This is a genomic window from Rheinheimera soli (assembly GCF_031457405.1).
GTDB lineage: Bacteria > Pseudomonadota > Gammaproteobacteria > Enterobacterales > Alteromonadaceae > Pararheinheimera > Pararheinheimera soli_A.
In genome coordinates this window covers 160,118-186,515 of sequence record NZ_JAVDWR010000008.1, presented here as the reverse complement: position 1 = coordinate 186,515, position 26,398 = coordinate 160,118, and the positions used below count along the sequence as shown (strand labels likewise).

The 26,398-nt window shown below is 46.4% G+C and carries 32 protein-coding genes; 13 read left to right on the top strand and 19 right to left on the bottom strand.

The window, feature by feature from the left end:
- The first annotated feature begins 309 nt into the window (after positions 1 to 309).
- A complete protein-coding gene (locus J2W69_RS13250; RefSeq protein ID WP_310279280.1) occupies positions 310 to 801 on the top strand; it encodes an RNA recognition motif domain-containing protein in 492 nt (163 codons plus the stop codon).
- Position 802: 1 nt separating this feature from the next.
- Here J2W69_RS13250 and murI read toward each other — a convergent pair whose 3' ends face one another.
- A complete protein-coding gene (gene murI, locus J2W69_RS13245; RefSeq protein ID WP_310279278.1) occupies positions 803 to 1,591 on the bottom strand; it encodes a glutamate racemase in 789 nt (262 codons plus the stop codon).
- 169 nt (positions 1,592 to 1,760) lie between these two features.
- On the opposite strand from murI, the gene trmA reads away from it, so the two are divergent.
- A complete protein-coding gene (gene trmA / locus J2W69_RS13240) occupies positions 1,761 to 2,855 on the top strand; it encodes a tRNA (uridine(54)-C5)-methyltransferase TrmA (protein WP_310279276.1) in 1,095 nt (364 codons plus the stop codon).
- Here the strand turns inward: trmA and fabR are convergent.
- Positions 2,852 to 3,469 carry an HTH-type transcriptional repressor FabR gene (fabR, locus tag J2W69_RS13235; protein WP_008900055.1) on the bottom strand — a complete coding sequence of 206 codons (618 nt, stop codon included), beginning with the start codon at positions 3,467 to 3,469 and terminating at the stop codon, positions 2,852 to 2,854. The genes trmA and fabR overlap by 4 nt on opposite strands.
- 96 nt (positions 3,470 to 3,565) lie before the next feature.
- Between fabR and J2W69_RS13230 the strand changes: the two genes are divergently transcribed.
- Positions 3,566 to 4,684, top strand: coding sequence for an acyl-CoA desaturase (locus tag J2W69_RS13230; protein ID WP_310279274.1), 1,119 nt, complete (start codon positions 3,566 to 3,568; stop codon positions 4,682 to 4,684).
- A gap of 152 nt (positions 4,685 to 4,836) precedes the next feature.
- Positions 4,837 to 6,252, top strand: a complete 1,416-nt coding sequence (gene sthA, locus J2W69_RS13225) for a Si-specific NAD(P)(+) transhydrogenase (RefSeq protein ID WP_310279272.1) — start codon at positions 4,837 to 4,839, stop codon at positions 6,250 to 6,252.
- 65 nt (positions 6,253 to 6,317) lie between these two features.
- Here sthA and hemE read toward each other — a convergent pair whose 3' ends face one another.
- Together hemE and nudC are read right to left on the bottom strand one after the other, a co-directional pair.
- Positions 6,318 to 7,406: a uroporphyrinogen decarboxylase gene (hemE, locus tag J2W69_RS13220; protein WP_040555295.1), complete on the bottom strand. Its 1,089-nt coding sequence runs from the start codon at positions 7,404 to 7,406 to the stop codon at positions 6,318 to 6,320.
- A 445-nt stretch (positions 7,407 to 7,851) separates the two neighbouring features.
- Entirely contained in the window at positions 7,852 to 8,652 is an 801-nt protein-coding gene (gene nudC, locus J2W69_RS13215) for an NAD(+) diphosphatase (protein ID WP_310279269.1), read from the bottom strand.
- A 150-nt stretch (positions 8,653 to 8,802) separates the two neighbouring features.
- Here nudC and rsd point away from each other — a divergent pair, with 150 nt between their 5' ends.
- Positions 8,803 to 9,288, top strand: coding sequence for a sigma D regulator (gene rsd, locus J2W69_RS13210; RefSeq protein ID WP_310279267.1), 486 nt, complete (start codon positions 8,803 to 8,805; stop codon positions 9,286 to 9,288).
- Between the two features lie 72 nt (positions 9,289 to 9,360).
- Here rsd and J2W69_RS13205 read toward each other — a convergent pair whose 3' ends face one another.
- Positions 9,361 to 10,119 (bottom strand): BamJ family beta-barrel-assembly machinery protein, encoded by a 759-nt coding sequence (locus tag J2W69_RS13205; protein WP_233081780.1) that lies wholly within the window; start codon positions 10,117 to 10,119, stop codon positions 9,361 to 9,363.
- A 180-nt stretch (positions 10,120 to 10,299) separates the two neighbouring features.
- Here J2W69_RS13205 and J2W69_RS13200 point away from each other — a divergent pair, with 180 nt between their 5' ends.
- Together J2W69_RS13200 and J2W69_RS13195 are read left to right on the top strand one after the other, a co-directional pair.
- On the top strand, positions 10,300 to 11,199 hold the full coding sequence (locus J2W69_RS13200) for a WD40 repeat domain-containing protein (protein WP_310279265.1): 900 nt from the start codon (positions 10,300 to 10,302) through the stop codon (positions 11,197 to 11,199).
- Positions 11,196 to 11,420: a SlyX family protein gene (locus J2W69_RS13195; RefSeq protein ID WP_008899629.1), complete on the top strand. Its 225-nt coding sequence runs from the start codon at positions 11,196 to 11,198 to the stop codon at positions 11,418 to 11,420. Before J2W69_RS13200 ends, J2W69_RS13195 begins: the two co-directional genes overlap by 4 nt.
- Here the strand turns inward: J2W69_RS13195 and J2W69_RS13190 are convergent.
- Positions 11,417 to 11,623 (bottom strand): YheV family putative zinc ribbon protein, encoded by a 207-nt coding sequence (locus J2W69_RS13190; protein ID WP_310279262.1) that lies wholly within the window; start codon positions 11,621 to 11,623, stop codon positions 11,417 to 11,419. The two genes, J2W69_RS13195 and J2W69_RS13190, sit on opposite strands and share 4 nt — an antisense overlap.
- A gap of 109 nt (positions 11,624 to 11,732) precedes the next feature.
- Between J2W69_RS13190 and J2W69_RS13185 the strand changes: the two genes are divergently transcribed.
- From J2W69_RS13185 to J2W69_RS13175, 3 genes are all read left to right on the top strand, one after another.
- On the top strand, positions 11,733 to 13,646 hold the full coding sequence (locus J2W69_RS13185; RefSeq protein ID WP_310279260.1) for an ABC transporter ATP-binding protein: 1,914 nt from the start codon (positions 11,733 to 11,735) through the stop codon (positions 13,644 to 13,646).
- Complete coding sequence (locus tag J2W69_RS13180; RefSeq protein WP_310279258.1) at positions 13,618 to 14,127, top strand: TIGR02444 family protein; 510 nt, start codon at positions 13,618 to 13,620, stop codon at positions 14,125 to 14,127. The genes J2W69_RS13185 and J2W69_RS13180 overlap by 29 nt, the downstream gene beginning before the upstream one ends.
- A gap of 82 nt (positions 14,128 to 14,209) precedes the next feature.
- Entirely contained in the window at positions 14,210 to 14,338 is a 129-nt protein-coding gene (locus J2W69_RS13175) for a DUF3149 domain-containing protein (protein WP_008899633.1), read from the top strand.
- A 504-nt stretch (positions 14,339 to 14,842) separates the two neighbouring features.
- Here the strand turns inward: J2W69_RS13175 and J2W69_RS13170 are convergent.
- The 3 genes from J2W69_RS13170 to J2W69_RS13160 all read right to left on the bottom strand — a co-directional run bounded on the left by J2W69_RS13170 (position 14,843) and on the right by J2W69_RS13160 (position 17,391).
- Positions 14,843 to 15,058: a hypothetical protein gene (locus J2W69_RS13170; protein ID WP_310279255.1), complete on the bottom strand. Its 216-nt coding sequence runs from the start codon at positions 15,056 to 15,058 to the stop codon at positions 14,843 to 14,845.
- A 261-nt stretch (positions 15,059 to 15,319) separates the two neighbouring features.
- Positions 15,320 to 16,897, bottom strand: a complete 1,578-nt coding sequence (locus J2W69_RS13165) for a GMC family oxidoreductase N-terminal domain-containing protein (protein WP_310279253.1) — start codon at positions 16,895 to 16,897, stop codon at positions 15,320 to 15,322.
- On the bottom strand, positions 16,894 to 17,391 hold the full coding sequence (locus J2W69_RS13160) for a hypothetical protein (RefSeq protein WP_310279251.1): 498 nt from the start codon (positions 17,389 to 17,391) through the stop codon (positions 16,894 to 16,896). The genes J2W69_RS13165 and J2W69_RS13160 overlap by 4 nt, the downstream gene beginning before the upstream one ends.
- 57 nt (positions 17,392 to 17,448) lie before the next feature.
- Between J2W69_RS13160 and J2W69_RS13155 the strand changes: the two genes are divergently transcribed.
- Together J2W69_RS13155 and J2W69_RS13150 are read left to right on the top strand one after the other, a co-directional pair.
- Complete coding sequence (locus tag J2W69_RS13155; RefSeq protein WP_310279249.1) at positions 17,449 to 18,456, top strand: hydrolase; 1,008 nt, start codon at positions 17,449 to 17,451, stop codon at positions 18,454 to 18,456.
- On the top strand, positions 18,456 to 18,713 hold the full coding sequence (locus tag J2W69_RS13150) for a YheU family protein (protein ID WP_310279247.1): 258 nt from the start codon (positions 18,456 to 18,458) through the stop codon (positions 18,711 to 18,713). The genes J2W69_RS13155 and J2W69_RS13150 overlap by 1 nt, the downstream gene beginning before the upstream one ends.
- 2 nt (positions 18,714 to 18,715) lie before the next feature.
- Here J2W69_RS13150 and cysQ read toward each other — a convergent pair whose 3' ends face one another.
- On the bottom strand, positions 18,716 to 19,543 hold the full coding sequence (gene cysQ / locus J2W69_RS13145) for a 3'(2'),5'-bisphosphate nucleotidase CysQ (protein WP_310279245.1): 828 nt from the start codon (positions 19,541 to 19,543) through the stop codon (positions 18,716 to 18,718).
- Positions 19,530 to 20,108, bottom strand: a complete 579-nt coding sequence (nudE, locus tag J2W69_RS13140; protein WP_310279243.1) for an ADP compounds hydrolase NudE — start codon at positions 20,106 to 20,108, stop codon at positions 19,530 to 19,532. Before nudE ends, cysQ begins: the two co-directional genes overlap by 14 nt.
- 61 nt (positions 20,109 to 20,169) lie before the next feature.
- Here nudE and yrfG point away from each other — a divergent pair, with 61 nt between their 5' ends.
- Positions 20,170 to 20,859, top strand: coding sequence for a GMP/IMP nucleotidase (yrfG, locus tag J2W69_RS13135; protein WP_310279241.1), 690 nt, complete (start codon positions 20,170 to 20,172; stop codon positions 20,857 to 20,859).
- Here the strand turns inward: yrfG and J2W69_RS13130 are convergent.
- From J2W69_RS13130 to gspG, 8 genes are all read right to left on the bottom strand, one after another.
- Positions 20,834 to 21,592 carry a type II secretion system protein N gene (locus tag J2W69_RS13130; RefSeq protein WP_310279239.1) on the bottom strand — a complete coding sequence of 253 codons (759 nt, stop codon included), beginning with the start codon at positions 21,590 to 21,592 and terminating at the stop codon, positions 20,834 to 20,836. The genes yrfG and J2W69_RS13130 overlap by 26 nt on opposite strands.
- Positions 21,593 to 22,060 carry a type II secretion system protein GspM gene (locus J2W69_RS13125; protein WP_310279237.1) on the bottom strand — a complete coding sequence of 156 codons (468 nt, stop codon included), beginning with the start codon at positions 22,058 to 22,060 and terminating at the stop codon, positions 21,593 to 21,595. It lies immediately after the preceding gene.
- A gap of 144 nt (positions 22,061 to 22,204) precedes the next feature.
- A complete protein-coding gene (gspL, locus tag J2W69_RS13120) occupies positions 22,205 to 23,395 on the bottom strand; it encodes a type II secretion system protein GspL (RefSeq protein WP_310279235.1) in 1,191 nt (396 codons plus the stop codon).
- Positions 23,392 to 24,372, bottom strand: coding sequence for a type II secretion system minor pseudopilin GspK (gspK, locus tag J2W69_RS13115; RefSeq protein ID WP_310279233.1), 981 nt, complete (start codon positions 24,370 to 24,372; stop codon positions 23,392 to 23,394). Before gspK ends, gspL begins: the two co-directional genes overlap by 4 nt.
- Positions 24,372 to 24,983, bottom strand: a complete 612-nt coding sequence (gene gspJ / locus J2W69_RS13110) for a type II secretion system minor pseudopilin GspJ (protein ID WP_310279231.1) — start codon at positions 24,981 to 24,983, stop codon at positions 24,372 to 24,374. Before gspJ ends, gspK begins: the two co-directional genes overlap by 1 nt.
- The gene (gspI, locus tag J2W69_RS13105; RefSeq protein WP_310279229.1) at positions 24,970 to 25,341 is read right to left on the bottom strand and encodes a type II secretion system minor pseudopilin GspI; all 372 of its coding nucleotides are present in this window, start codon (positions 25,339 to 25,341) and stop codon (positions 24,970 to 24,972) included. The genes gspJ and gspI overlap by 14 nt, the downstream gene beginning before the upstream one ends.
- Entirely contained in the window at positions 25,338 to 25,955 is a 618-nt protein-coding gene (gene gspH / locus J2W69_RS13100) for a type II secretion system minor pseudopilin GspH (RefSeq protein ID WP_310279226.1), read from the bottom strand. The genes gspI and gspH overlap by 4 nt, the downstream gene beginning before the upstream one ends.
- A 3-nt stretch (positions 25,956 to 25,958) precedes the next feature.
- On the bottom strand, positions 25,959 to 26,396 hold the full coding sequence (gspG, locus tag J2W69_RS13095; RefSeq protein WP_310279224.1) for a type II secretion system major pseudopilin GspG: 438 nt from the start codon (positions 26,394 to 26,396) through the stop codon (positions 25,959 to 25,961).
- Positions 26,397 to 26,398: the final 2 nt, after the last annotated feature.

The window sequence follows — 26,398 nt, the reverse complement described above, 5'->3', positions numbered from 1 at the left end:
GCGATGTTTTGCATCATTTTTCACTTCATTTCAAAACCACCCCAGAGCTGCTTTCGCATTACCCCGTTGGCATGGCGCGCATTATAGGGAGTTTTTGACGGCGTGCAATACCAAATCTTAGTTTTTTGAGGCTTTGGTGATCGTTTGCTGGTTAAACCGTCAATATGGGCAAAATAGCTCCAAAAACAATATCAGTAAGCATGCATTTAGTAGTTGGCTGCTTAAGAACTAGTCGCTAATATGAAAGAGCTTTAAGTATTTATATGTATTTACTCTGACTCTTTCATCTTTATTACTTAGGAAATCTTTATGTTAGCTAATTTACAACGATCCTTACCTTTTACTCTGGCGTTAGCCATCATCGTTTATCTGCTTTTATTGTTAATACCTGATCTTGCTTTAAGTGCTTCTGTATCAGTAGCCATTGGTATAGTGCTGGGTGGTGTGTTGGTGCCTATTCTGGTAGAAGTCAAAGGTGCCTCACTAGATAGCACTGGTTCTCCTGCAGCGGCCAAAACAAACTACGACGGCGAAACGGCCACTTTATATGTAGGTAACTTACCTTACCGTGCAAATGAAGATGCTGTGCGTGAGTTGTTCCAGAAGTTTGGTGTAGTCGTCAACGTACGTTTGATGAAAGATCGCCAAACGGGTCGTCGCCGTGGTTTTGGTTTTGTTGAAGTGGCAGCAAAAGATGCCAACAAGATGATCCAGAAGTTAAATGACTTTGCGTTCCAGGAGCGTACTTTAAAAGTGCGTGAGGCCAAAGAACGTCAGGACGGTGACGATAACGACGAATAGACTAGTCCTGATATAAATCTGGCCAGCAACTCTGCTGGCCAAATCCCATCTGTTTGACTCTTCGTTTTTGATGCTCTGTCAGTTCCTGGGTTGCAATAAAGCAATCCTGACTCTTCTCTTTATATAGAAGAGTGATCCCTGCCACTAAATGCTGCACTCGTCTGGCTATTGCGTCAGCTGTATCAAAAAGTTTCGGAGCTTCAGTAAAAGCAGAACGGATCTCTTCAGCCAAAAACGGGAAATGAGTACAGCCCAGAATAATAGCTTGCGGTGCGAACTCAGTTAAGCCACTGTCTTTAATCACTGTGGCCACTTCCGCTTTTACATCAGCATCTGCCCAGACTTTTTGCTCTGCCAGCATTACCAGCTCGCTGCTGCCGACCAATTGCACCCGACTCTCACCCGCATAATCAGCGACCAGCTTCTGTATATAGTGGCCTTTGACCGTAGCCGGAGTCGCCAGCAACGCCATTTTTTCACCAGCACAATATAAAGCAGCGGGTTTTATCGCTGGCACTACACCAACAAAAGGCAAATCAAACTGCTGACGTAACCAATCAACGGCTTGAGTAGTAGCGGTGTTGCAGGCGATGACAATTAGATCCACCTGATAAGTCAGCAGATGTTCTGTCAGTTGCTTCAAGCGCTGGCGGATAAATAACTCAGACTTAGTGCCATAAGGCAGATATCTGTTATCCATCAGATAGAAGTAGTTTGCAGGCACTACTGCACGCACCGCTTCTAGTATAGAAAGACCACCTACTCCACTGTCGATAAAACCTATGCGCATGCCGCTGTCTTCTGAAAAGTATCTTATAAAAGTTCAGGCGCTATTTTGCCAGACATTCGCCCGCTAAGGCAGTTGCTCTGCTACTTTTATCTGCAGCTTGCTTTTGCTGATAGACATTCAGGCAAAAGCCCTTAGAATAGGCCGCTTTTTCGACAACAGGTGACAGGCAATGGCTTTAGGGCAAGTATTTCCGGATTTATATGAAACTCAACTGGCAGAAAAGCAATCTGGCATACAGCAGCTTTTTGCATCCTATGCGTTGCCAGCATTAGAGTTATTCCGCTCCGAGCCCAGCCATTACCGTCAGCGTGCTGAGTTTAGGGTCTGGCATGAAGGGGACGATTTGTTCCATATTATGTTTGACTCTGAAACCAAACAAAAACAGCGTATTGATTACTTCCCTGTAGCCTGCAAGCAAATAGCCGACTTTATGCCTGTACTGCTGGAAGAGTTAAAAAAACGTCCGGCGCTGCGGAATAAATTGTACCAGATTGATTATTTGAGTGGCTTAAGTGGCGAGCTGTTAGTTTCTCTTATTTATAAGAAACCGCTGAGTGACGATTGGGCTGAACAAGCCGCCTTATTAAAAGCTGATTTAGCAGAACAACGGCCTTTGGATTTTATTGGCCGCTCGCGCAAACAAAAAGTGTTGGTGCACCGCGATCACATTATTGAAAAACTGACCGTAAAAGACCGGACTTTAAGTTACCAGCAAATTGAAAACAGCTTTACGCAGCCAAATGCTAAGGTCAATCAGCAGATGCTGGAGTGGGCCTGTGATATATCAAGCCAGCTCAAAGGCGACTTACTGGAACTTTATTGTGGTAACGGCAACTTTTCATTAGCCCTGACACCTTATTTCCGTCAGGTCGTCGCCACAGAGATTGCCCGCAGTTCGATTAAATCAGCCCAGCTGAATATTGAAATGAACCAGGTGACTAATTTGCAGGTGCTGCAGATGTCGGCAGAAGATGTCAGCGCAGCTATGGCCACAGGCAAAAAGTTAAAGACTTTGGATTTATCAGAGTTGCAGCTGGATACCATTCTGGTTGACCCACCACGGGCTGGTTTGGATCCGGCGACTGAGGCTTTTGTCAGTCAGTTTAACGATATTATTTATATCTCCTGCAATCCTGTGACTTTGGAGCAGAACTTACAGCAGTTGAGCAAAACCCACGAAATCAAAGCTTTTGCGCTGTTTGATCAGTTCCCTTACACCCACCATATTGAATCTGGTGTCTGGTTACGCAAACTTACTCCCTAGTTTTGCGATAACTGGGTTTTACGGCCATAACTGGCTGCACCATGTGCCATCCAGCGTAGCTGCATAATAGTGCGCTGGGTAATTTGTTTGCGCTGCTCTGCCGTGGCATCCAGCGCATCGGCCCCGGCATGAAAGACTAAGATCACCATAGCTTCGGCCTGCATCTGTGCCCGCTCAGCCGGGCAGTCTGTTTCTTTACGCAGATAATCGGCTAACTCAGCGCCAAAATGATAGATTTCCCTGGCCACCGCACTACGGAAAGCCGCAGATGTGCCAGAACGTTCACGCAACAACAAACGAAAGACGTTGCTGTGGCCTGTGACAAATTCCATAAAGGTTTCGATAGAGGTGCGGATCACACTGCCGTTGCTTTCAATACGATGCCGGGCCTGGCGTAATAGCTGACGCAGCATCAGACCAGCCTCATCAACCAGAGTTAAACCTAATTCATCCATATCAGTAAAGTGGCGGTAAAAAGATGTAGGGGCAATACCAGCTTCCCGGGCGACTTCCCGTAAGCTTAAGCTTGAGTAGCCTTTATCAGCGCTAAGCTGCTGAAAAGCTGCGTCTATAATGGCGCGTCTGGTTTTTTCTTTTTGTTGGGCGCGGGTCACGGCTCACTCCTTTTTGCTACTTCCCCATTTTAACGCTTGACCCTGCAACTTTGCACGGCTAAATTAGCTTACAGTTGTAAGCTTAAAGTTCCCAAAATGAATAAACCTCCTATTATCTGGACCAACGTGATTTTGTTTGCGTCCACTTTTCTCGCTGCTGCCATTCTGGTGCCATGGTACGCCATAGCTGTTGGTTTTACCTGGACAGAGATTATTGCCACTATTTTATGTTTGGGTTATTGCGGTATGTCGATTACCGCCGGTTACCACAGACTTTGGGCGCATAAAACCTATGACGCCCACCCTATACTGCAGTGGGTTTATGCCATAGGTGGCGCTTTTGCGTTGCAAAACAGCGCTTTGCACTGGTCTTCTGATCACCGCGTGCACCATAAGTTTGTCGATCAAAACGACAAAGACCCTTACTCAGCCCAACGTGGTTTTTGGTTCAGTCATATTGGCTGGATGTTACGTGAATACCAGAGCAATACCTATGCTGACTACAGCAACGCCCGCGATTTACAGAACAACAAAATAGTGATGTGGCAACACAAGAATTATCTGTTACTGACCGTTGCTACTAACTTTGGTATACCACTGTTTTTAGGCTGGCTGACGGATAGCTATATCGGCATGTTATTAAGCGTGGGGGTTTTACGTTTAGTACTGAGCCACCATTTTACGTTTTTTATTAACTCTTTAGCTCATATCTGGGGTAATCAGCCTTACACCGATCAAAACAGTGCACGGGATAACGGCATATTAGCCTTTTTAACTTATGGCGAGGGTTATCATAACTTCCACCATATTTTTGAATACGACTATCGTAACGGCATTAAATGGTGGCAGTTTGATCCAACCAAATGGTTAATCAAAAGTTGCTCCTGGTTGGGTTTAACCCGTAATTTACGCGTTTGCCCAGCGGATCGTATCGAAAAAGCCAAAGTACAAATGCAGCTTAAACGTGCACAGGCGAAAGTATCGCACTTGCCCGACGCGGAACAGGTCATGCAGCGCCTGGAGCAAGAATACGAATTGCTGATGGAAAAAATGCATGCTTATTACGATGTGAAAAAAGTATTGCTACAGCAGAAAAAACAACAACTGATGCAACAGTACAATGAATTTGATTTGAAGCAGCAAATGCAGGAAGTACGACGGAATCTGCAGCTACAACAAAAGCGCTGGCAGCAGTTAACGGCACAATTTGCCTGATACTTTGAAGTCGTCGTACCAAGGTTCCCGACAGTTACGACGTACCGTCCTTCCATGGACATAAAAAAGGTGGCTTGAGCTGCCTTTTTTATCGCCTTTAATTCAGGTTTTCTGATTAAATATAAAAAGTGCAGTCAGCGAAGGAAAAACCAGTGGTCAAAGCAACTCAAAGCAAAACTTATGATTTTGATGCAATTATTATAGGCACAGGCCCGGGTGGTGAAGGTGCGGCCATGAATCTGGCCAAAAGCGGCAAAACTGTGGCTGTGATTGAACGTCATCAGCAAGTAGGAGGCGGTTGTACACACTGGGGCACTATTCCATCCAAAGCCTTACGTCACTCGGTCAGCCGTTATATTGAATACAAAGAAAACCCGCTGTTTCAGATGGATGATCAATCCTCTAACCTGACCTTCCCGCATATATTAAAACACGCCGCTGGTGTTATTCGTAAGCAGGTACAGTTACGCAGCAGTTTTTACGACCGCAACAGAGTGAAAGTGCTGCAAGGTGACGCCTCTTTTGTCGATGCTCATCATATTCGTATTGAGCAGAATGGCTCACCGGATCAGATTATTTCTGCTGAACATATTATTCTGGCGACAGGTTCCCGCCCTTATCGGCCACAAAATGTAAATTTCACCCACAGCCGGATTTTTGACAGCGATACCATATTGTCCTTAAAAGACGACCCTCGTCATATCATCATTTTTGGTGCTGGTGTGATTGGCTGTGAATATGCATCGATTTTCCGTGGTCTGGGTGTACGGGTTGATTTGGTCAACACCAGAGACAGGCTGCTGTCTTTTATGGACGCTGAAATTTCTGATGCTTTGAGTTACCACTTCTGGAATTCAGGGGTCACTATTCGCCATGGTGAAGAGTTTGATCGGATTGAAGGCTGTGACGATGGCGTTATTTTGCATCTGCAATCCGGCAAAAAAATGAAGGCCGACTGCATCTTGTTTGCTAACGGCCGTACAGGTAACACGGACAAGCTTAATTTGAACTCCATTGGCTTAAAAGCAGATAGCCGTGGTCAGTTAAAAGTGAATGACAACTACCAGACTGAAATCCCTAATGTATACGCCGTAGGGGATGTGATTGGTTATCCAAGCCTTGCCAGTGCGGCTTATGATCAGGGCCGTATTGCCGCGAATTCCATTATTCATGGCAACTGCAGCACCTACCTGATTGACGATATTCCGGTAGGTATTTACACCATACCAGAGATGAGTTCTGTCGGTAAAAACGAGCAGGAGCTCACTGCAGCCCGTATTCCGTATGAAGTAGGCCGCGCGCAGTTTAAACATCTGGCCCGGGCTCAGATAGCCAATACCAGTGTAGGTAGCCTGAAGCTGCTGTTTCACCGTGACACCAAAGAGATTTTGGGCATTCATTGCTTTGGTGAAAGAGCTGCAGAAATTGTACACATAGGTCAGGCTATTATGATGCAAAAAAATGGCGGCAATACCATAGAGTATTTTGTTCATACCACATTTAACTACCCAACAATGGCCGAAGCCTACAGGGTGGCAGCTATGAATGGGTTAAACCGTTTATTTTGAACTGCCAGCTAAAACAACAACGCCAGCATTAAGCTGGCGTTTTTATTGCTTAAAACAGAAAAATTCTACTCGTCGTCTTCAGCAATCTCGGTATTCATATGATAAGTGCGGCTGAATGAATGCACTGCATCAATAAAGACACCGGCTTTTTCCGGATCCACATCAGGCGTAATACCGTGGCCCAGGTTAAATACATGGCCCGATCCCATACCGTAACCATCTAATATGGCCTGAACTTCCTGACGGATACGCTCTGGCGTGCCCAACAGGATGGAAGGGTCCATATTACCCTGTAACGCCACTTTATCGCCGATACGGGCACGGGCATGGCGAATATCGATGGTCCAGTCTAAACCCACACCATCACAGCCAGTAGCTGCGATTTCTTCAAGCCACAAACCGCCGTTTTTGGTAAACAGCGTCACAGGCACAGGGCGGCCATCTGCAAAACGGGTTAAACCTGAAACAATTTGCTGCATATAGCTTAACGAAAACTCGCGATAATCATGAGGAGTTAATACGCCACCCCAGGTATCAAAAATCATCACAGACTGAGCACCAGCTGCAATTTGCGCGTTCAGATACAAGATCACACTTTGGGTCAGCTTATCCAGCAGGATATGCACCACTTCTGGTTCTGTGTACATCAGCTTTTTGATTTTAGAGAAGGTTTTGCTACTGCCGCCTTCAAACATATAAGTAGCCAAGGTCCATGGACTGCCAGCAAAACCAATCAGAGGCACGTCGCCATTCAACTCGCGGCGAATAGTACGCACAGCATCCATAACATAACGCAATTCAACTTCAGGATCCGGCACAGGCAACTGCATCACATCCATAAAGTCGGTCAGTTGTTTGGTAAAGCGTGGGCCTTCGCCTTCGCCAAAATACAAACCCATACCCATAGCGTCAGGGATAGTTAAAATATCACTGAATAAGATGGCAGCATCTAAAGGATAACGTTTTAACGGCTGTAAAGTGACTTCACAAGCCAGTTCGGGATTTTTGCACAACGACATAAAATCGCCGGCAATAGCTCGTGTCGCTCTGTATTCTGGAAGATAACGACCCGCCTGACGCATCATCCAGATTGGAGTGCGGTCGACTGGTTGTTTCATCAAGGCCCTTAAATAACGATCATTTTTTAGTTGCATCTATCATCTGCCATCTTTTGATTTATCACTAGTTTATCACCGATGTCCGATCAGTCACCATTTTTTACCAAACGCTATTTGCCCACAACGAAAAAAGCTGTTGCCCTGCCAAAATACATCTGTTATAAACTACCTGCGCTAGTAAAGAACAAGAATAAAGAAACTCGTTTCAACGAGTCCTGGTAACGCAAGTTACACCTCATTTAAGCCACGTTAGTGGCTTTTTATTTGCCTGCCATCCATGGCGCAAACCCTTCGGGCCAGCTAAAGCTGTTAAAAATCACTCCAGATAATTTTTTATTTGCCTGCCATCCATGGCGCAAACCCTTTCAGGCCAGCTAAAGCTGTTAAAAATCATTCCAGATAATTTTTTATTTGCCTGCCATCCATGGCGCAAACCCTTCGGGCCAGCTAAAGCTGTTAAAAATCCTTTCCACAAAATAAACTATCTTCCACCCTTAGCAATATACTGAATCACCTGACCTGATAAGGTTGCCACCATTGGTACTTCAGGCAACTGATCCACATCAAACCATTGTGCTTCTTCTATTTCATCAGGCTGACACACCAACTCACCAGATTGGTAATCTGCGATAAAAGCCGTCATCAGCGAATGCGGAAAAGGCCATGGCTGGCTGCCCATATAACGTAAGTTAGTGATCTCAATACCTACTTCTTCTTTTACTTCGCGCACTGCTGCTTGTTCCAGCGTTTCGGCAGACTCAACAAAACCAGCCAGAATGGAAAAGAAGCCTGTTTTATGCCGGGCCGAGCGGGCGAGCAGCAATTGATTTTTGTCATTCACTACAGCAATCAGCACACAAGGGTTAATTCTGGGGTAACAACGGTGGCCACACTTGTGACAAAGCGCTGCAAGCTCCCAGTTCACCAGATGCATGGAACTGCCACATTGACCACAGTATCGGTGCGTTTGTACAAACAGAGCCACCTGACAGGCTCTGGCAGCGTGTTCAAAGATAGCTGCAGACTGTTGCAATAACACCCGTGCGCTATGCCATTGATCTTCTGTTTCTGGTCTGTCGGTGTAATTGAGCAAATAACAATCCACGCCATCAATAGCACCGAGCAAACTCAAAGGTTCACTGCCATCTAAAAAATCAGGCAACTGGTCATAACGACACAGAGGTGGCGGCGCATCAACAGAATGCAGCCAGATTTTGCCCTGACTGACAATATACCAGTGACCATACAAGTCAGCTGTAGCAGGCACATTGTGCTTGATCATTTTTTGTTTTACTCCACCACTTATTCGTGTAAACAAGCGTATGATAGAGCCAAAGACTGAACCGACCAATAAAAAAGTAGTTGATCTTTATCCGAGAATTCTTTTAATTAGAGGTTCTGAGCAGTAAGTCACTTGAGTAAGGGGAAGTATATGTACACCCGTTTAGAGTCAGCACAGCAGAAATGGGGTGGCAGCCTGACAGCTATAGATAACTGGCTGGATGAAAGGCAGCGCCTGATTGTCCGTTATTGTGAGCTGGCCGCATTGCCTCCTTTTGACAAAAAAAGTGGGAATTCTTTGCCTGATTTGGCCGATATTCAGCACTTTTGCCAGTTGCTGATGGATTATTTATCCGCAGGTCATTTTGAAGTTTATGAACAAATTGTGTCGCAATGTGCAGTGAATGGTCATGATAGCCGCAAACTGGCCGATGCCTTGTATCCAAAGATTGCAAAATCTACTGATATGGCACTTGAGTTTAATGACAAATATGCCGAAGCCGATGGTCAAACTTTGTCAAAGAATTTTGACCGTGATTTGTCTATGTTAGGCCAGGCTCTGGTAGAACGTTTTGATTTCGAAGATGAGCTGATTCAGACGTTACATAACAAGCATTCCAGCGCTGTATCTGCCTGAGTCAATTCAGTTTCCATTGTCGTAATAAAAGCAAAAGCGACCATCAGGTCGCTTTTTTTATCTGGCTAAGTATTACTTAGCTTCAGCCGGAGCTTCTTCTGCAGGGGCTTCTTCGCCAATGCCTAATAATTCAACGTCAAATACTAAAACGCTGTTTGCAGGGATAGTACCCATGTCACGCTCACCGTAGGCTAAATCGCTAGGGATAGTGAATTTGAACTTAGAACCAACGCTCATCAGCTGTACGCCTTCAGTCCAGCCTTTGATCACCTGGTTTAACGGGAACTGAGCAGGACCACGTTCTTTTGAACTGTCGAATTCAGTACCATCTACTAAAGTACCAGTGTAGTGCACACGAACTACGTCAGTTGCAGCAGGTTTTGGACCATCAGCAGCCTGAACAACTTCATACTGTAAGCCTGACTCAGTCACTTTTACGCCTTCTTTCTTAGCGTTAGTTTCTAAAAATGCTTTACCAGCGGCCACGTTTTGTTCAGCCTGAGCTTTCGCCACTTCAACTTGTTTTTCACGGGCTGTTTGTTCCAGCGCCATCATCACTTTCTGAACTTCTTCTTCAGTCAGCTGAGCTTTACCTGCTAACTGATCCTGAATACCACGTACTATAGTTTCAGAAACTAAAGGTAAACCTAATTTTTCATGTTCCTGAATGGTAGTGTCGATAAAACGACCAGCAGATACACCTAAGCTGTAAGATTGTTTTGCAGTGTCAGTATCTAAAACCAGAGGTTTTGGCTGCTCAGCTTCTTTATTACAAGCAGACAAAGTTAAAACGGTAGCCGCAATCAGCGACACCTTAGTTAATAAACGCATGTATTTCTCCAATAAATAAGCAGGTTTGGCTGCAAAATTGTGTTTTAATAAGTTTAAAGGTTTTATGCAACGTCCCTATACTAACGGTTTGTGCTAATGACGTTAACCCATAGCTGTAAATATCTGATAATTTTTCTGGCAATTGGTCTCTTTGCCTGCTCAGAAGTTCAACCAAAATCTGTGCGACAAGTGCTGCATAGCGAAACGCCTTCTTATGGCGCAGCTATTAACGACAAAACAACACTGGTTGCGGTGTCTGCTTTAGACGCAGGCGTCACAGTTTGGGACCTGCAAAAAGATACAGCTTTGTATTCGCTGGGTCATCAGGAAAAAACCAATAATCAGATTTTATCTTTGTCACTGAGCCCGGATGGCAGCCATTTATTAACAGGTGACAGCAAAGATTTTGCCTTGTGGCAAATGAATGATGGCCGCAACATTGGTTTTTGGTCGGTAAAAGATGCCACTATCCGCGATTTAGCTGTGTCTGACTTTGGTCGTCATTTACTGGTAGGTCAAAGCGACGGCAAGGTGCAACATATCACCTTAAGTTCAGGGCGTCGCATTGAGTTTTTAGGCCACACTGAAAATGTGAATTCTGTCGATATGTCAGCCAATGGCCGTTTTGCTTTAACAGCCTCTAACGATCATTATGCCTATTTATGGGATACAGAAACGGCGCAGATTATTCATAGTTTCCCGCATCCAAACCGGGTGACTAAGGTGGCGTTGGATCAGCAAGGTCGTTATGCCTTTAGTGCAGGCAGTGAACTGCAGGGATTTATCTGGGATTTAAAAACAGGTAAACAACTCAGCCAGCTTGAATTAGCCAGAGCACAAATTATTACCGCCGCCCGCTTTAGTCCTAACGGAAAGTGGCTGGTGACTGGTTCTCCATCCAGAGCCTTAATTTTATGGGATGTGGCAACAGGGAAAAAAGTACAACAGTGGCAGGTCAGAGCTATTCTCAATAGCAGGCCAGCCAGTGCTGTGATCCATGCGGTGGCATTTTTAAATGACAGCCAGATTATCAGTGAAAGTTCCAGTGGCGTAGCCGAAGTATGGGAGATTAAACAATGACAGAAAAAGTAGTGGAATTGCAGCAACAACTTATTGATCTGGAGAGCAAACTGGCTTTTCAGGAAGATGTGGTGCAAACGCTGAATGACGAGTTACATGAACATCAGAAAAGCATCGAAAAGCTGCAACGGCAAGTGATGCTGCTGGCGGAAAAAATCAGCAAGGGCAACGATAGCGGCATACTGCGTGTAGACGAAGAGCCACCACCACCACATTATTAATCAGGTTTAAACACGCCTATTACCTGTTCAGCAGCACGCGACGCTTTTGCCACCTGCTGTTCGGGTTGTGCCATATGATGGCCACATTGTACACATTCTACTTTTTCCACATTGTTTTCAATAAACAACATCAAGGTATCGATGGCCTTGCATTGTGGGCAGGTTGCACCGGCGATAAAGCGTTTTTTCTTTCTGTCTGTCATATTTTACTCTCTTCAGTCTGCTTTTATCGCATCTATACCGCTTGCGCTCTTGGTTTGTCGCCACTTTGCGATTAGAGTAGCAACCAATTTTCGTCCGGGCTAAAACACCATGATCCAACTGCAAAACGTCGAACTGCGACGCGGTATTAATTGCTTACTGCAACAGGCAGATCTTACCGTATTTCCAGGCCAAAAGGTCGGAATAATTGGCGCCAACGGTTGCGGCAAATCCAGTCTTTTTGCATTGTTGCAGCAAAAGCTGCAACCAGACGCCGGTTCTGTATATATTCCATCCGGCTGGACTATCTCCACAGTAGCGCAGGAAACGCCAGCTCTGGACATGTCTGCCATGGATTATGTGCTGCAGGGTGACGAAAAACTTTATCCATTGTTACAGCAATTAAAAATTACCGATGGCAGTGTTGATTTAGCGGCTGTGCATCATCAAATCGACGCGCTGGACGGCTACAGAGCTGAAGCCAAAGCCGGAATTTTACTGGATGGCCTGGGTTTTAGCGGTGCAGCACAACAACACAGTGTGAAGTCATTTTCAGGCGGTTGGCGTATGCGTTTAAACCTCGCCAAAGCCCTGATGCAACCTGCCGAATTATTGTTATTGGATGAACCCACTAACCACTTAGATTTAGATGCCGTATTGTGGCTGGAAAAATATCTGGCTTCTTACACTGGTACTTTGTTGCTGATCAGCCACGACCGCGACTTTCTGGATGCTGTGATTGATAATACGGTGCATATAGACAATCAGACTTTGACGTTATACAAAGGCAACTACAGCCAATTTGAACGTCAGCGCGCTGAACATTTATCGCAACACCAGTCAATGTTTGAAAAACAACAACGCCAGGTGGCGCATCTGCAAAAGTATATTGACCGCTTCCGTGCTCAGGCGACCAAAGCCAAACAAGCTCAAAGCCGGATCAAAGCGCTGGAACGCATGACTTTGTTGGCTCCTGCTCATGCCGACTCGCCCTTTCAGTTTGAGTTTTTAGACCCACGCTCTTTGCCTAACCCTTTGCTGAAGATGGAAAACGTCAAAGCAGGTTATGGTGATACGCCTATTCTGCAGCAGATAAACTTTCAGTTGCTGCCGGGTAGCCGTATAGGTTTGTTGGGCCGCAACGGTGCTGGTAAATCGACGCTGATCAAAATGTTATCCGGCTCTTTAACACCACAAGGCGGTGAGATTTGGTACGCCAACGGTGTCAGTATTGGTTATTTTGCCCAGCACCAGCTCGAAACCTTAAGACCACAGGACTCACCTTTACAGCATTTAGTGCGTTTAGCGCCGGATGCCACTGAACAACAACTGCGTGATTATATTGGTGGTTTTGGCTTTCATGGCGACAAAGCTTTATCCGCCTGTGCACCTTTTTCCGGTGGTGAAAAAGCTCGTCTGGTACTGGCGTTACTGGTGTATCAGCGCCCTAACCTGTTGCTGCTGGATGAACCGACTAACCACTTAGATTTGGATATGCGTGAAGCCATCGTCATGGCGTTGCAAAGCTTTGAAGGCGCTATTGTGGTGGTGTCGCACGACAGGCATTTACTCAGCAGCACCACAGATGAGTTTTATCTGGTGGCGCATGGCAAAGTTGCACCTTTTGCCGGTGATTTATCCGATTATTATCAGTGGTTGCAACAGGATCAACGCGCCAGTAATGCAGCTTCTGCCCCTGATGACAGCGTAACGGCTAACAGTGCACAAAATCGTAAAGATCAAAAACGGCTGGAAGCAGAGCTGCGTACTATACAGCGACCACTAAAACAAAAAATTGAAAAACTGGAGCAGCAACAAGAAAAACTGCACCAGCAACAACAGTTGATTGAAACAGCTTTGGCTGACGCGGGCATCTACGACGCGGTTCGTAAAGCTGAACTAACCAAAACACTGGCCGATCAAACAAAAATCCAAAAGGAATTATCTGAAGTGGAAGAACAATGGTTCGAAGCTCAGGAAGCATGGGAGCAACAAAGTGCAGAGTTCTGGCAAAAAAATTCTTAGTTCTGAGCAGTTCTGGCAGTACAGCCTGAGCTTGTATCCGGCCATTAAAGAGGTATGTTTGCAATGGCAGGACAGCTATGGCGTGAATATTAACCTGCTGTTGTTTGTACTCTATCTGGATAAACAACAGCAAAGTTTAAGCGAAGCTCAACTGCAACAACTGGAAGATTTACTACAGCACTTCAGCACTGAAGTCACCCAGTCTATTCGGGCCTTACGCCGCACTCTGCCTTCGCCCTGGCTGGAATCAGATATGCAGCAGCCTTTACGCCAGCAGTTGCTCAATACAGAGCTTGCGGCAGAAAAACTGGAACAGCAGCTATTGGTACAGCAATTTAATCGGCTGGGTTTGAGTGACGATCTGTTGCCTTACAGCCAGCTGCTGGATCACTATTTAGTGCTGATCCAAGCCCCGGTTGAACAGCTGGACACTGAAATACTTGATCTGTATCAACAAAGCCAGCAGTTGGAAGGCATCTAAAGTCCAACTTTGATCTATATCAGGTTTAGCTTGTGTTGTTGTCTCTAGACTTAGCCTATCAGACAACAGCGAGGGCTAGATCATGAACTTATGGCAGGAATTTATTAACGATCCGGTTATTTTTATATCCTTTACCGGTCTGGCGTTGGTGATTGGTTTGTGCCTGTTCTACGCTGGCTACTTTTTATATAAAACTTCGCATGCAGAATAGTGATCATTAAAAAACATGCTCTGTGAGAACCTTTTAACGCAGAGCATGTTTCGCATTCGCCTCAATCAGTTTGCAAGATCATCTATTAGGGTAGATGGCGACGGTATTTTTTTAACGCATATAGCTATAGAGGGTTTGAACATAATTCTAGGTGGAAAGCCTCTCCGATAATTGCTTTCTCAATGAGTGGACAAATTCTCTCGCCTCCTCAGTATCACAGCCCGTAGCCGCCTTATAAGTATTCACCGCCTTCTCTACGTCATCACTACAAATCGATACCAAGAAATCAGAGAGCGATTGTGAGCCCCCCATAGCTTTAGTCTTTTGACCTAAAAGAATTCTTTCCCGAATATCGTAAACAAGGTGAAGCATGTAAAGTAGATAGATAATTAAAAATGTATTTCCTATGTTACTTTCCATAAGGCCTCCAATCCTTTCATTGGATTAAAAAGCTTTGTTGTGCGATAGAAGAGAACCTGGAAAAGGTTCTCTTCAGTTATAGTACTACTGGGTAAACATTTTGTACCCTGCATAAAATGCCAACCCAGACATCCCAATAACAATCAGAGGGCCAGCGGCAAAAGCAGCACCTACTCCCATGGTAGCCCAACCAAGACCGAACTTAGCAACGCCCATACCGCTTAAAATGCCAACTGCTTCTGCGCTGCTCAGTCCACCGCCACTTACTTCTTCAACTTGCTCTAATGTTAATTCACGCATAGTATCTCTCCTTGAGATTCACTAAGTTTAGCAATCCGTTTCCGGATTGCGACCAGCTGATACAGCCAGACACTTATCACTACGTCGTTCAGCAAAAGCTGTGGCGACCTGTATCAGCTTAGGAATACAGGCCGCCTCAAAATTAACCTTCAATAAACAATTAAATCACCTTTTTCACACAATTCAATTTCCTGACAAAGTGATCTGCATAACAATCGTACAGATTTATGCACAGGCTGGACGCAGTTCAGTGTGTGTTGGTTAAGCAGACCATTCAGCAAGCAGCTTTTCAGTGAACGAAGACACCAGAGCATAAATAGTCAATTGCGGATTAGCACCCAGGCTGGAGGGTAAAACAGAGCCATCAAATACAGACAAGTTTTCCAGTTGATGATGACGGCCTTGCAGGTTAACTACCCCTTTGCCCGGATTGGCACTCATATTACAGCCTCCCATCACATGAGCGGATGCAAGAGTAGCGCGGTATTTTTGGAGTGGCAGCGCTTTAATAGCCTCACGGGCCTGCGTCCAGCTGGAATATAAAACAGCATCCTGATGAACAGGTAATACCGACTTAGCACCAGCCGCAAACTGCAACTCGGCCATAGCCAGATAAGCGTCCTGTACGCCTTGCCACAGATAATCTGAAAGAGGGTAATCCAGCATGGGCTCGCCCTGATCAGACAACAACACAGTGCCACCCTGACTATCCGAATGAAAACCATCGCGCAGCAATGCAATCACCACCTGCAACTGATTAAAGTGCTGCATCAAAGCAGCATGGGACTGCGCTAAGCCTGTTAACTTGGTTGCCATTAACACAGGATGCAGTGGCGGAACTTCCAGCTTAAAGCCCATCTGCCCGTTCGAAGGCCAGACAAACTGGTCGGAATAAATCGACTGGGGCGCGCCGCTATGCCCGGCTATCACCTCGTCAAACAAAGCACCGGAAATCACACTGGGGTGCAGGTACGTATGTTTACCTAACCGACCTGAAGGATTGGGCACTTTGGAGCGCAGCAGCAAAGCAGGCGAACCTATAGCACCAGCGGCTACTATGTAATATTTTGCTTTAAAGCTCAGTTTCAGTTTGAAATCAGGCTGAAAATACGGGTCTACTGGCACAGCAACTAATGATTGTATTTGCCCATTTTGCCATTTCAGCTCACGGGCCGATACCCGGCTTATCAGCATAGCGCCTGCCTGCATAGCCGATGGAATAGTGCTGACCAGCATGGATTGTTTAGCATTAATGGGGCAGCCCATACCACAATAACCCAGATTGGCGCAGCCGCTGACATTGCGGTTAATCACAGTGTATTGCCAGCTTAAAGCTTCACAGCCTTGTTTCAGTTTATCGTTATTGGCATTAGGTGGCACTGGCCATGGATGGATATTCAGCCGCTGTTCGGCCTGTTGAAAATAAGGCGCTAAATTGTCGGAGCTAAAATCACAACCAAATTCAGCACGCCAATACTCCAGTGTTTTTTCCGGGGTGCGAATAGAAGTAGTCCAGTTAACCGTAGTAGAGCCACCTACAGTGCGGCCTTGCAATATACCTATGCTTTGATCCAGGGTTTTGCGGCCAGCTCCATCCTGATACAAAGCAGGATAAGCCCAGCGCTCCTGCTGCTGAAAGTCTTTGCCTTCATACAAAGCGCCCATTTCCAGAATAATCACTTTAAGGCCAGCTAAACTAAGCTGTTCAGCCGCCATAGCACCACCGGCACCAGAACCTACTATCACCACGTCTGCTTCAAACTGCTTATCTGCAGTTAAAGTGGAAGCATCCAGATAAGACCAGCCTGCGGCTACACCATCGGCAATCAGATTTTTCATGGATTAAACTCCGGCGCGGTGTAGTTAAGAGACAGCCAATGTTGTGGCTGACCATAAAAAGCGCCGTAGATCAGTTCGCGCAAACCACTAAAGGCTTGTTGTAACAAAGAAAAATAACTGTCGCGCCAGCTTAATAACAAATCCAGACGCTGCAACAGCGGTAAATCTGCCAGCTGCAACCATTGCCCCGTTAATGCCAGCCGCGCCAGATCCTGCTGCAATAACTGGAATAACTGATTGAGTTGTTGTTGCTGATGTTGAGGTAAATAGGCCAGAAAGTCTAAGACCGCATCCCGGCTTTGCTGCAACGACAATTGTTGCGAAGCAGAGTCAGCAGGTAAAGCCCCCATCAGCACAGCGGGTAATAACGCATCCAATACCAGAACAGCCGCATTGTCACTGCCTTGCAGAGATTGATACTGATATACTGCGTAGCCTGTGCTGGCAGCTACTGTCAGCGCAAGAGAGCGAAAAATAAACTGGCGTCTGTTCATTGCTGTTGTGGTCCGGCCAGAGAAAGTGACTTTGATTGTTAAGTAGGACTGTTGATTTTGCAAGCCCCTGAAATTGTAAAACTTCCCCCGGCTTTTAAGCCTGCATGGTGGTTACGTAACTGCCATCTGCAAACCATAGTGGCCAAATATCTGGCGCCTCGTCGCGCTTTGGCGACAGAAACAGAAATGCTGGCATTACCGGATGGCGATCATATTCAACTGAACTGGACAGAAAACCCGGAGCTGGTGGCAGATAAGCCAATAGTGCTGGTGTTGCATGGTCTGGAAGGTAATATCCATAGCCACTATGCAGCTGGTATGTTGCACGCCTTACAGCAACAAGGCTTTACAGCGGTTTTAATGCATTTCCGCGGTTGTAACGGCGTCGCCAATCGCCTGCCTCGCGCTTACCATTCAGGGGATACTGCAGACCTGGCCTATTTGGTGGCTCAGCTTCAGCTGCGTTATCCGGGCCGTCAGTTGGCCGCTGTTGGTTTTTCTTTAGGTGGCAATGTGTTGGTGAAGTATTGTGGCGAACAGGGAGCACAGTGCGTGCTGAAAGCTGCGGTGGCCGTGTCAGCGCCTTTGGCCTTAGCTCCCAGTGCACAGCGTATCAACCAGGGTGGCAGCAAAGTCTATCAGCAGTATCTGTTGGGCCGCTTAAAAGCCACTATGCTGCGTAAACTGGAAAGACACAGAGATTTTCCTTTGCCCGTCAGCAAAGCGCAAATTCTGGCATTAAAAACCATCAGGGACTTTGATGATTTGCTGACAGCCCCCCTACACGGTTTTCAGAATGCAGATGACTATTACCAAAAATCCAGTGGCAAAGCCTTTTTAAAACAAGTACGTGTGCCCTTATTACTGGTGCATGCCAAAGATGACCCGTTTTTATCACCAGCTGTATTACCCAAAGCTGATGAAATGCCACCTTATGTGCAGTTGTTGTTATCCCGACATGGTGGTCATGTTGGTTTTGTTACCAGCAATACACCTTTTAAAGCGGAGTATTATCTGGAGCAACAACTGCCACCTTACCTTACCCAATTTTTAGGAAACCACTGATGTTACTGATCCCCTACCAGGAATTGTCCGCAGATACGCTCGATGGCCTGATCGAAGCTTTTGTATTACGTGAGGGCACTGAGTATGGTGAGCAGGATATTAGCCTGAGCGATAAAGTGGCTCAGGTGAAACTTCAGCTTAAAGCCGACCAGTTGGTGATCTTGTATTCAGAGTTACATGAAAGTGTGGACATCATCACCAAACAGCAATGGCGACAGCTGGTAAAACAAGGTGAGCTGGAGAATGACGCGTTCTGAAATCAGCCTAAAGTCCGGGTTGCACTATGGGCCCGGATCAATTCTGTCCATGGCACTTCAGAGCGGCCAATTACCATAAAGTCGGGATTGGATAAGGTTTCACGCTGGTTATAACTTAAAGGCGCAAACTGACTATCCAGAATTTTTCCGCCCGCTTCTTCGACTATCACGTGCACAGCAGCGGTATCCCATTCGCCTGTTGGGCCTAAACGTAAGTAACAATCGGCGCCACCTTCAGCCACTAAACAGCTTTTTAGTGAGCAGCTGCCCAACGCAATAAATTCTGAACTGGCCGGAGTGTTGAGCAACTGATGAATATGCTCAATGGGTTGACGACGGCTGACGGCTATTTTAAGTACATCACCAGGTTGATGCTGATTGACCTGAATACGATTGATCAAATGCTGCTGCTGCTTAAAAGCGCCATTACCACGGGTAGCGTAATACCAGATTTTTTCTTTCGGCCAGTAAATAACCCCCAATACAGGCCAGCCATGCTCCACCAGCGCTATACTGACGGCAAAATCGCCACTGCGGGCAATAAACTCCTGAGTGCCGTCCATAGGGTCAATCAGCCAATAGCGTGGCCAATCCTGGCGCTGGCGCAGCGGCAGTAAATGCATTTCTTCAGAGACAACAGGAATTTCCGGAGCAAGTTCAGTTAAAGCGTTTAAAATCAGTGCATTGGCCGCTAAATCAGCGCTGGTGACAGGACTTTCATCCGCTTTATTTTTGGATTCAAAGTCGCCACTCTGGTACATAGACCACAAGGTATCCCCAGCTGCACGAGCTGCGTCTTTGACTGGTTCCAATAACCTACTTAAAAACATCCTGATGCTTGTCCAGATAATCTCGGGCTAAAAACAAAGCCGCTACACTGCGGGCCTCAGTGAAATCGCTTTGATCTAACAACTCAAACTGCTGTTGCCACTGCCAGGGGACCAATTCCAAAGGTTCGGGTTCATCGCCCGGCAGGCTGGACGCTGTTAAATCCAATGCCAATACAATATGCATTGTAGCACTAAAGTAACCTGGAGCTAAGGCCACGGTTTTTAACGGAATTAATCGGGCCGCTTTAAATCCTATTTCTTCCTGCAGTTCACGGTTGGCGGCTTCAGCTGCTGTTTCGCCCGGGTCAATAAGGCCTTTAGGGAAACCTAACTGGTAATCATGGGTGCCGGCACAGTATTCACGGATCAGATAAAAATGCTGAGGATCAGGGCAAGCCACCACCATCACGGCGCCACGGCTACCGCCTTTCATCCGCTCGTAAGTACGTTTTTCGCCGTTGCTGAATTGCAGATCCAGTTGTTCAATTTTAAACAGCCGGCTTTGTGCGACCAGTTTTTGCTCTAAAATCTGCGGTTTTTCTTTGTCGCTGTCGCGCTGCGCCATAAAACTGCCTCTGCTACAATGGGCCATCGCCTTACTATAAATGGATTAGCTGGAAAAACCTATGCTGGACTGGAGACAAATTGATACCGTTTTGCTGGATATGGACGGTACTTTGCTGGATTTACACTTTGATAACTACTTCTGGCTGGAGCATTTACCAAAACGCTGGGCAGAACTCAGTGGTATTAGTCTGACGGACGCCAAACAACAGTTGGAAGCCGAATACCATGAACTGAACGGTAAAATTGAGTGGTATTGCCTGGATTACTGGACCAAAAGACTGGCGCTGCCTATCACCGCATTAAAACGTGAAGTGATGGATAAAATTCAGATGCGCGCCGATTCACCGGCTTTTTTAACTGCGTTAAAGAACTCGGGCCGCCAAGTGATACTGGTGACCAATGCCCACCCGGATTCGTTGTCACTAAAAATAGAGCGTACTGAGCTTGCCAGCTACATAGACATACTGGTGTCGACTCATGAATTTGGCGTGACAAAAGAACAACAGGAGTTATGGCAGCAGCTGCAACAACGTTTTGGTTTTGATCCGAAGCGCACTTTGTTTGTCGACGACAGTTTGCCCATTTTACAATCGGCGCAACGTTTTGGTATTGGCCACTTGTTGGCTGTGGCCAATCCTGACAGCCAAAAACCCAGCAGAGCTATCACTGAGTTTCCGGCTATAGAAGATTATTCGGTGTTACTGGCGGCTATTCACGGTACAGCTAGTTGCTCTGTAACTTCAGAGTAAAGCGCCCTTCAGCGTCCGGCTGGCCAACAAACTGCATCGCCTGATGCACTTCTTTTGGCAAGCTGGCGTCTGGTTTCATAGTACCATTAAGCTGGTATTTGCCCTGTTCACCTATTAAAGCTGTGACATGCAGCGCCAGCGGATTGCCAGCTTCAGTCACCAGTTGCAACTGACCTTGTTCACAACTTAAATTGGCATCTATGGCTTTAAGATCGATCCAGCCCGATGGCGCCTGAAATTTCGCCTCGAGCCAGCTGGCTTTGCCCGACAGCTGTTCACACCAGGGCTGCCCCATACTGAAATTCTGAATATTCAGCAACATAGTGCCACTGGCCGCCACCTGAAATGGCAAACGTAATTTCAGTAAAGGCACTATGGGCTCTACGGGTAAACGTAGCTGACTGGATTGCAGCTCCAGACCGGAGAAACCATAAGACAACTGAGCTTTGGCATAAGGCAAAGTGGTTTGCCGGATTTGGCCTATATCCAAATTCAACGCCAGTTTTCCCACCAATAAAGACCAGGGGCTCAATTGCCAGTTGACCTGGGGTAACACATAGCCATTCAGCGACACAGCCTGTACCTGACCTTGCCATAAAGTGCCGGTCACAGGACCCAATTGCACTTGTGCTGGTAAAGGCACTAACTTTAACCACCAGGCCGCAGGTGCCAGCAGCACTAAAAACACCAGATAAAAGCCAATAGCGGCAGGTATTATTTTTTTATAATTCATTTACGACTCAACTAATAAACGACGGACACGTACCATGCCCGGGGCATCGGCCACTGCCAGATCCAGTTGCACTATGCTGACATTATGCTGGTACTGCAAAGCATGCAGCCAGGTCAGCAGTTGATCAAAACTAATATCGTTCAGCATCACCTGCATCTGATCATTTTGTGGCTGCATCCGGCTGACCTGAATCTTATGAGTGCGGGCACTGGAGCTGATTATATCGGTCAGACTGCCCTGCACTTTGGTCTGTGTGGAGACCACAGGAAAATTGCTGACCTGCAACAACTGCTGACTGACCTGTTGCAACTGCACTTGTTGACTCTGGTAATTGAGGTGTAAAGGTGCCCATAGCAGCCAATAAAAAGCCGCCAGAGCTAAAGTGACACCAGCACCCAGCACTAGTTGTTGTTCACGTTTTTGTAGCGATTGCCACCAGCGTTGTAGTTGTTGTTGCATTCGGCTCATAAGCTACCTCCATATGCATTACCCTGACTGGCAGCCTGCGGCTGTGAAAATTGTCTATCCTGCCAATTTTTCATACGGCACCTCCATGTGCCGTATCCTGACGGGCAGCCTGCGGCTGTGAAAATTGTCTATCCTGCCAATTTTTCATGCTTTCACCTTCATCGCTACAGTGCCCTGCACTTTGCCAGCGTCATTACTTAAAGCCCCTTGTTTCACTTCAAAACCTTTTTGTTCCAGTCGGGTTTTTAAGTGGTCAAAGCGTTGGAAGCTGTCCGCTTCAGCCTGAAAGCGCAATTCACTGTTTTTTTGGTCGTAGCGTAAGTTGTCTAAACGCATATTGGTTGTCGCAGCCAATTCCTGCTGCAATTCATTCAGTAAGCTGAATAAACTGGCGTCCTGACCACTGCCTGCGCCTTGTAACTTACGGGCCAGCTGGCGGGAAATATCCCGGGTTGATTCAGCAGGGAAGCGACTTTTATACAGAGTCACCAGTTCTGCTCTTTGTTGCTGCAGCAGTTGGCCTTGTTGCCACACCTGAGCACCTAAGACGAGCAGATACAAAGCTAAACAGCTGGCGCCCAGCACTATGGAGGTTTGCCATAATGACCAGACTTTATTCTTCGCTTTTTTCGGTGCGTACTGGCCCTGCAATAAACTAAAGCGTTGTTCTGGCAGTTGCTGCGCTAACAAAGCCAGTGGCAATTCAGGTTCAGCCGCCTGGACATTCTGCAATATCTCTGTTGGCCATGGGCTATAACTGTAAATGAGTTCGATATTGGCCAGGCTTAAAAAATCAGGCCACCAATTCGGTTCAATACTGGATGCCTGCCATGGGCCCTGCCGCAATAACCACTGACCAGACAACTCAATGGCGGAAGCTCCGTCCTGATGTTCTGGTAATAACAACGCATCTGGCACTAACTGGATGGGCTGAAAACCAGCGACAACCAATGAGCCGACCCATTGTTCCAATTGAGTTTTTTTACATAAAGCCACTTGTTGCCAGTATTCTTTACCACGCTGCTGACATAAGCCCAAAGCCAGGTACAACTGCTCAATATCCTCTGCATGCTCTTCTTCGAGCATATAGGGCAAAGCCTGGATAATTTGACGGTTGGGTTTGGCCGGTAATAACACTTCGCTTAACACCACGTCAGCAGCTGGCACTAAAGCCACCACGGGACGACGGCCTAAACGTTCTGACAACGCAGCCAGTTCGTCGGAAGATGCCAACTGACCGCTGGCGATAATCTCTTTATTGATGGCGGACCATACCAACCAACTGATTGGCTGCTGTGGCTGACTGCCCAGTCTTATTATTAATTGTTCGTTCACCACTGGCCTCCAAACCGCCGCGCTATCACTTTTACTTTTTGTTGCTCGTCAATCACCAATACAGAAGCCAGATTAAAGATGGTATCCATATAAGTCACTGTGGTTTCGAGCACAAAATAATTAGAATTTATTGTCATCATGGCTTTAACCTCATCCGTGACGCTGATATTCGCCAACTGAGGACTGGCCCATACTTCATCTATAGTGGCAAAACCTTCTTCTGGCCTGCTGCTAATTAAATCTGACGCCGTCCCTTCATCCAGTTCAGGAATATAAGCCGCTAATAAGGCCGCATTTTCTACCGTAATAGTATTAAGGTTCAGTTTACTGGTGCTGCTTTTGGGGATCACACAAACCCAGGGCCGTACCAGTTCATAATCTGCCGGGGTTAAATCCAGCATGACCCGCAATTCTGAGGTCGAGCCCATTAAACTATTGGCGGTATAAAACGGCATTTGCAAACCAGCATAGTCATCCTGTTCTGCACCACCTGCAGTTTGCAATAAACTGTCTGCATCCAGCCAGTCGCTGACGCGGGCGGTTAAATACTCAGCTGGCATCGACAAATCTGTTGCCTTTAATTCCAGCAAACGCTGAAAGGCTTTTTGGTTGGTCGTCTGGCCAGCCCCCACCTGCTGCTGCCCGGCAGGTCGTTGTAAATTATTTAAGTTAAAACAACTTTGCAAATCAATCAGCTTGCCGGTAATGCTGCCATTGTCGACCGGAAAAGTGGCACCCAACAAGGCCCAGTCTTGGGACAGGTTCACAGTTTCTTTACCTGCTACCGTGCTTTTCAGCAACTGAATACTGGCTTGCTCTGCCGCTATACCATACCAATAGGCTTGTTGTTGTTGCTGCAAATTCAGCTGGCGCTGCAACTGCAGCTGCAAACGTCCACTCATGCCCACGGCAATCACCACCACAAAGGCGACAATCATCATCACAACCACTAAAGCCACACCTGCCTGACGCCGCATCAGGTTAACCCATTCATCAGTGTATAAAAGCGCTGCATTTCACCCAGTTGCTCATGACTGATGGTTAAACGAATAGCTTTAGGTAACTTCTCTTCATTCCAGTTTTCCTGCCACTCTTCATCTTTTAAAAACTCCACTTTAAAACCAGTCACCCTGTCCAGCAAAGGCTGTACTTTGGGTTCAGTGCCCGTTACTGAATCAGGAAACAAGCTAAAAAGCCGCTCAATTTTGCCTTCACGTAAACGATAAGCCACAGCCTGAATTTCACTGCGAGGTAACACCATACCCGGGTTACGCCAGCCGCTGTGCACAAAAGCAAAACCACCTTCATCACTTTCCAGCATCAGTTTTTCACCTATTAAAGGCGAACGTAATGGCTCTTCACCGTCCACCCTGATCTGCCGTGCACTGATTTGCGCTAAATCGCGCTCTAAAATCAGGAAAAAACGTTGTATTTGTGCCAGTCGTTCAGCGGCTTTTTGCGATGCTGCATCAGACTCAGTTACACTTGATAAAACGCTGGCTGAAGCTAAACCTACTAAGGCAAAAATTGCCATCGCCAATAACATTTCAATAAAGGTAAAACCACGGACCCTGTTAACGTTCAGCATCAGGTTTACCTACATAAGTTTGCAACTGATACAGCACTTTTTCCGGGTTATCGGCCAGACTGACTTTCACCACTACAGCACTAAAATTAGCGTCAGGTGTTTTGTTTATTTGCTGCTGCCACAGCCAGTTACGGTTGGCAAACTCTACGGTTTTCTGTTCACTTTTTAGTGGCCAGACTTTCTCCAGAAACACCGCATTCAGCTGATTTTCTGCCACATAGGATGCAAAGGTCATATTTTCCAGATGAGAGATAGAATTCATATGCTCAGATGCTGTTTTCATCACAGCAGCGCCGGCTGTGGCAAACACGGCCATTGCAATCAACAACTCTATCAGAGTAAAGCCTTTGCTTCTCATGGTCTGCTGTTTTCCAGTTCAGACTTAATCAGCGGAATACTGTATTCGCCTATCAGTGTCTGATACCAAAAAGGACGCTCTGTTTCATCCGAAAGCACCAGTTGAAAAGGGCTGATGTCGCCTGAAGACAAAATATAGATATTTGGCAACAATGGTCTTTCGCGAGCCTTGGTCGGGTCTTTGGCTTTGCCGTCTTTGTTTTCTTCTTCAGCCTGTTGCTCTAGTAACTCTTCCTGTAACTTGCGGAATTCTTCCTGGCCTAAAATACTGTCTTCTGCCCAGTTTAAACCTTCCAGTTCCAGTTCTGCCTGCACTGTTTCTGGCCAGGGGTGAAACTGCATAAATTTAGGTTCCCCCACTTCCAGCCATTGTACCCCGTTGTGCACCAGAAACTGATAGCCTTTGCCGCTCAGCACCAGGCCAAAATCCTGTTGTTTTAAAATGGCGGTTTCAGACACCACCTGCACCAGTTGCTGCAGGCGGTTGGTTTCTTTCTGAAGACGCGCCGTGCGGGATTCGCTGACAAAATTCACCACCACGTAAGATGCCATTAAACCCAGTAACAGCATCACTAACATGATTTCAAGCAAGGTAAAACCGCGGTGATGTTTCATTTTTTAGTTTCGCTGTGGGTCCGGCGCATCCATGTTCCAGTTGCCAATGTCGTCGTCTGTACCTGCAACACGGTCTGGCCCCATCGAATACACATCAATACGGCCCATTTCGCCCGGACTGACTAACTGATATTCGTTATCCCATGGATCTCTTTGCAGACGTTTAATAAAACCACCTTCAGGAAAAGAACGTGGCATTGGTTCAGAGGTAGGCTGAGTCACTAAAGCCTGTAAACCTTGTTCTGTGGTTGGATAAAAGCCGTTATCCAGCTTGTATAAATCCAGCGCATTTTCCAGCTGCTGAATATCCACTACCACTTTCTGCCGTGCGGCTTTTTCCTGATTGCCCATTAAGTTAGGTACTACCATACTGGCGATGACACCCAGAATAACAATAACCACCATCACTTCTAATAAGGTAAAACCTTTTTGTTGTTGCATTT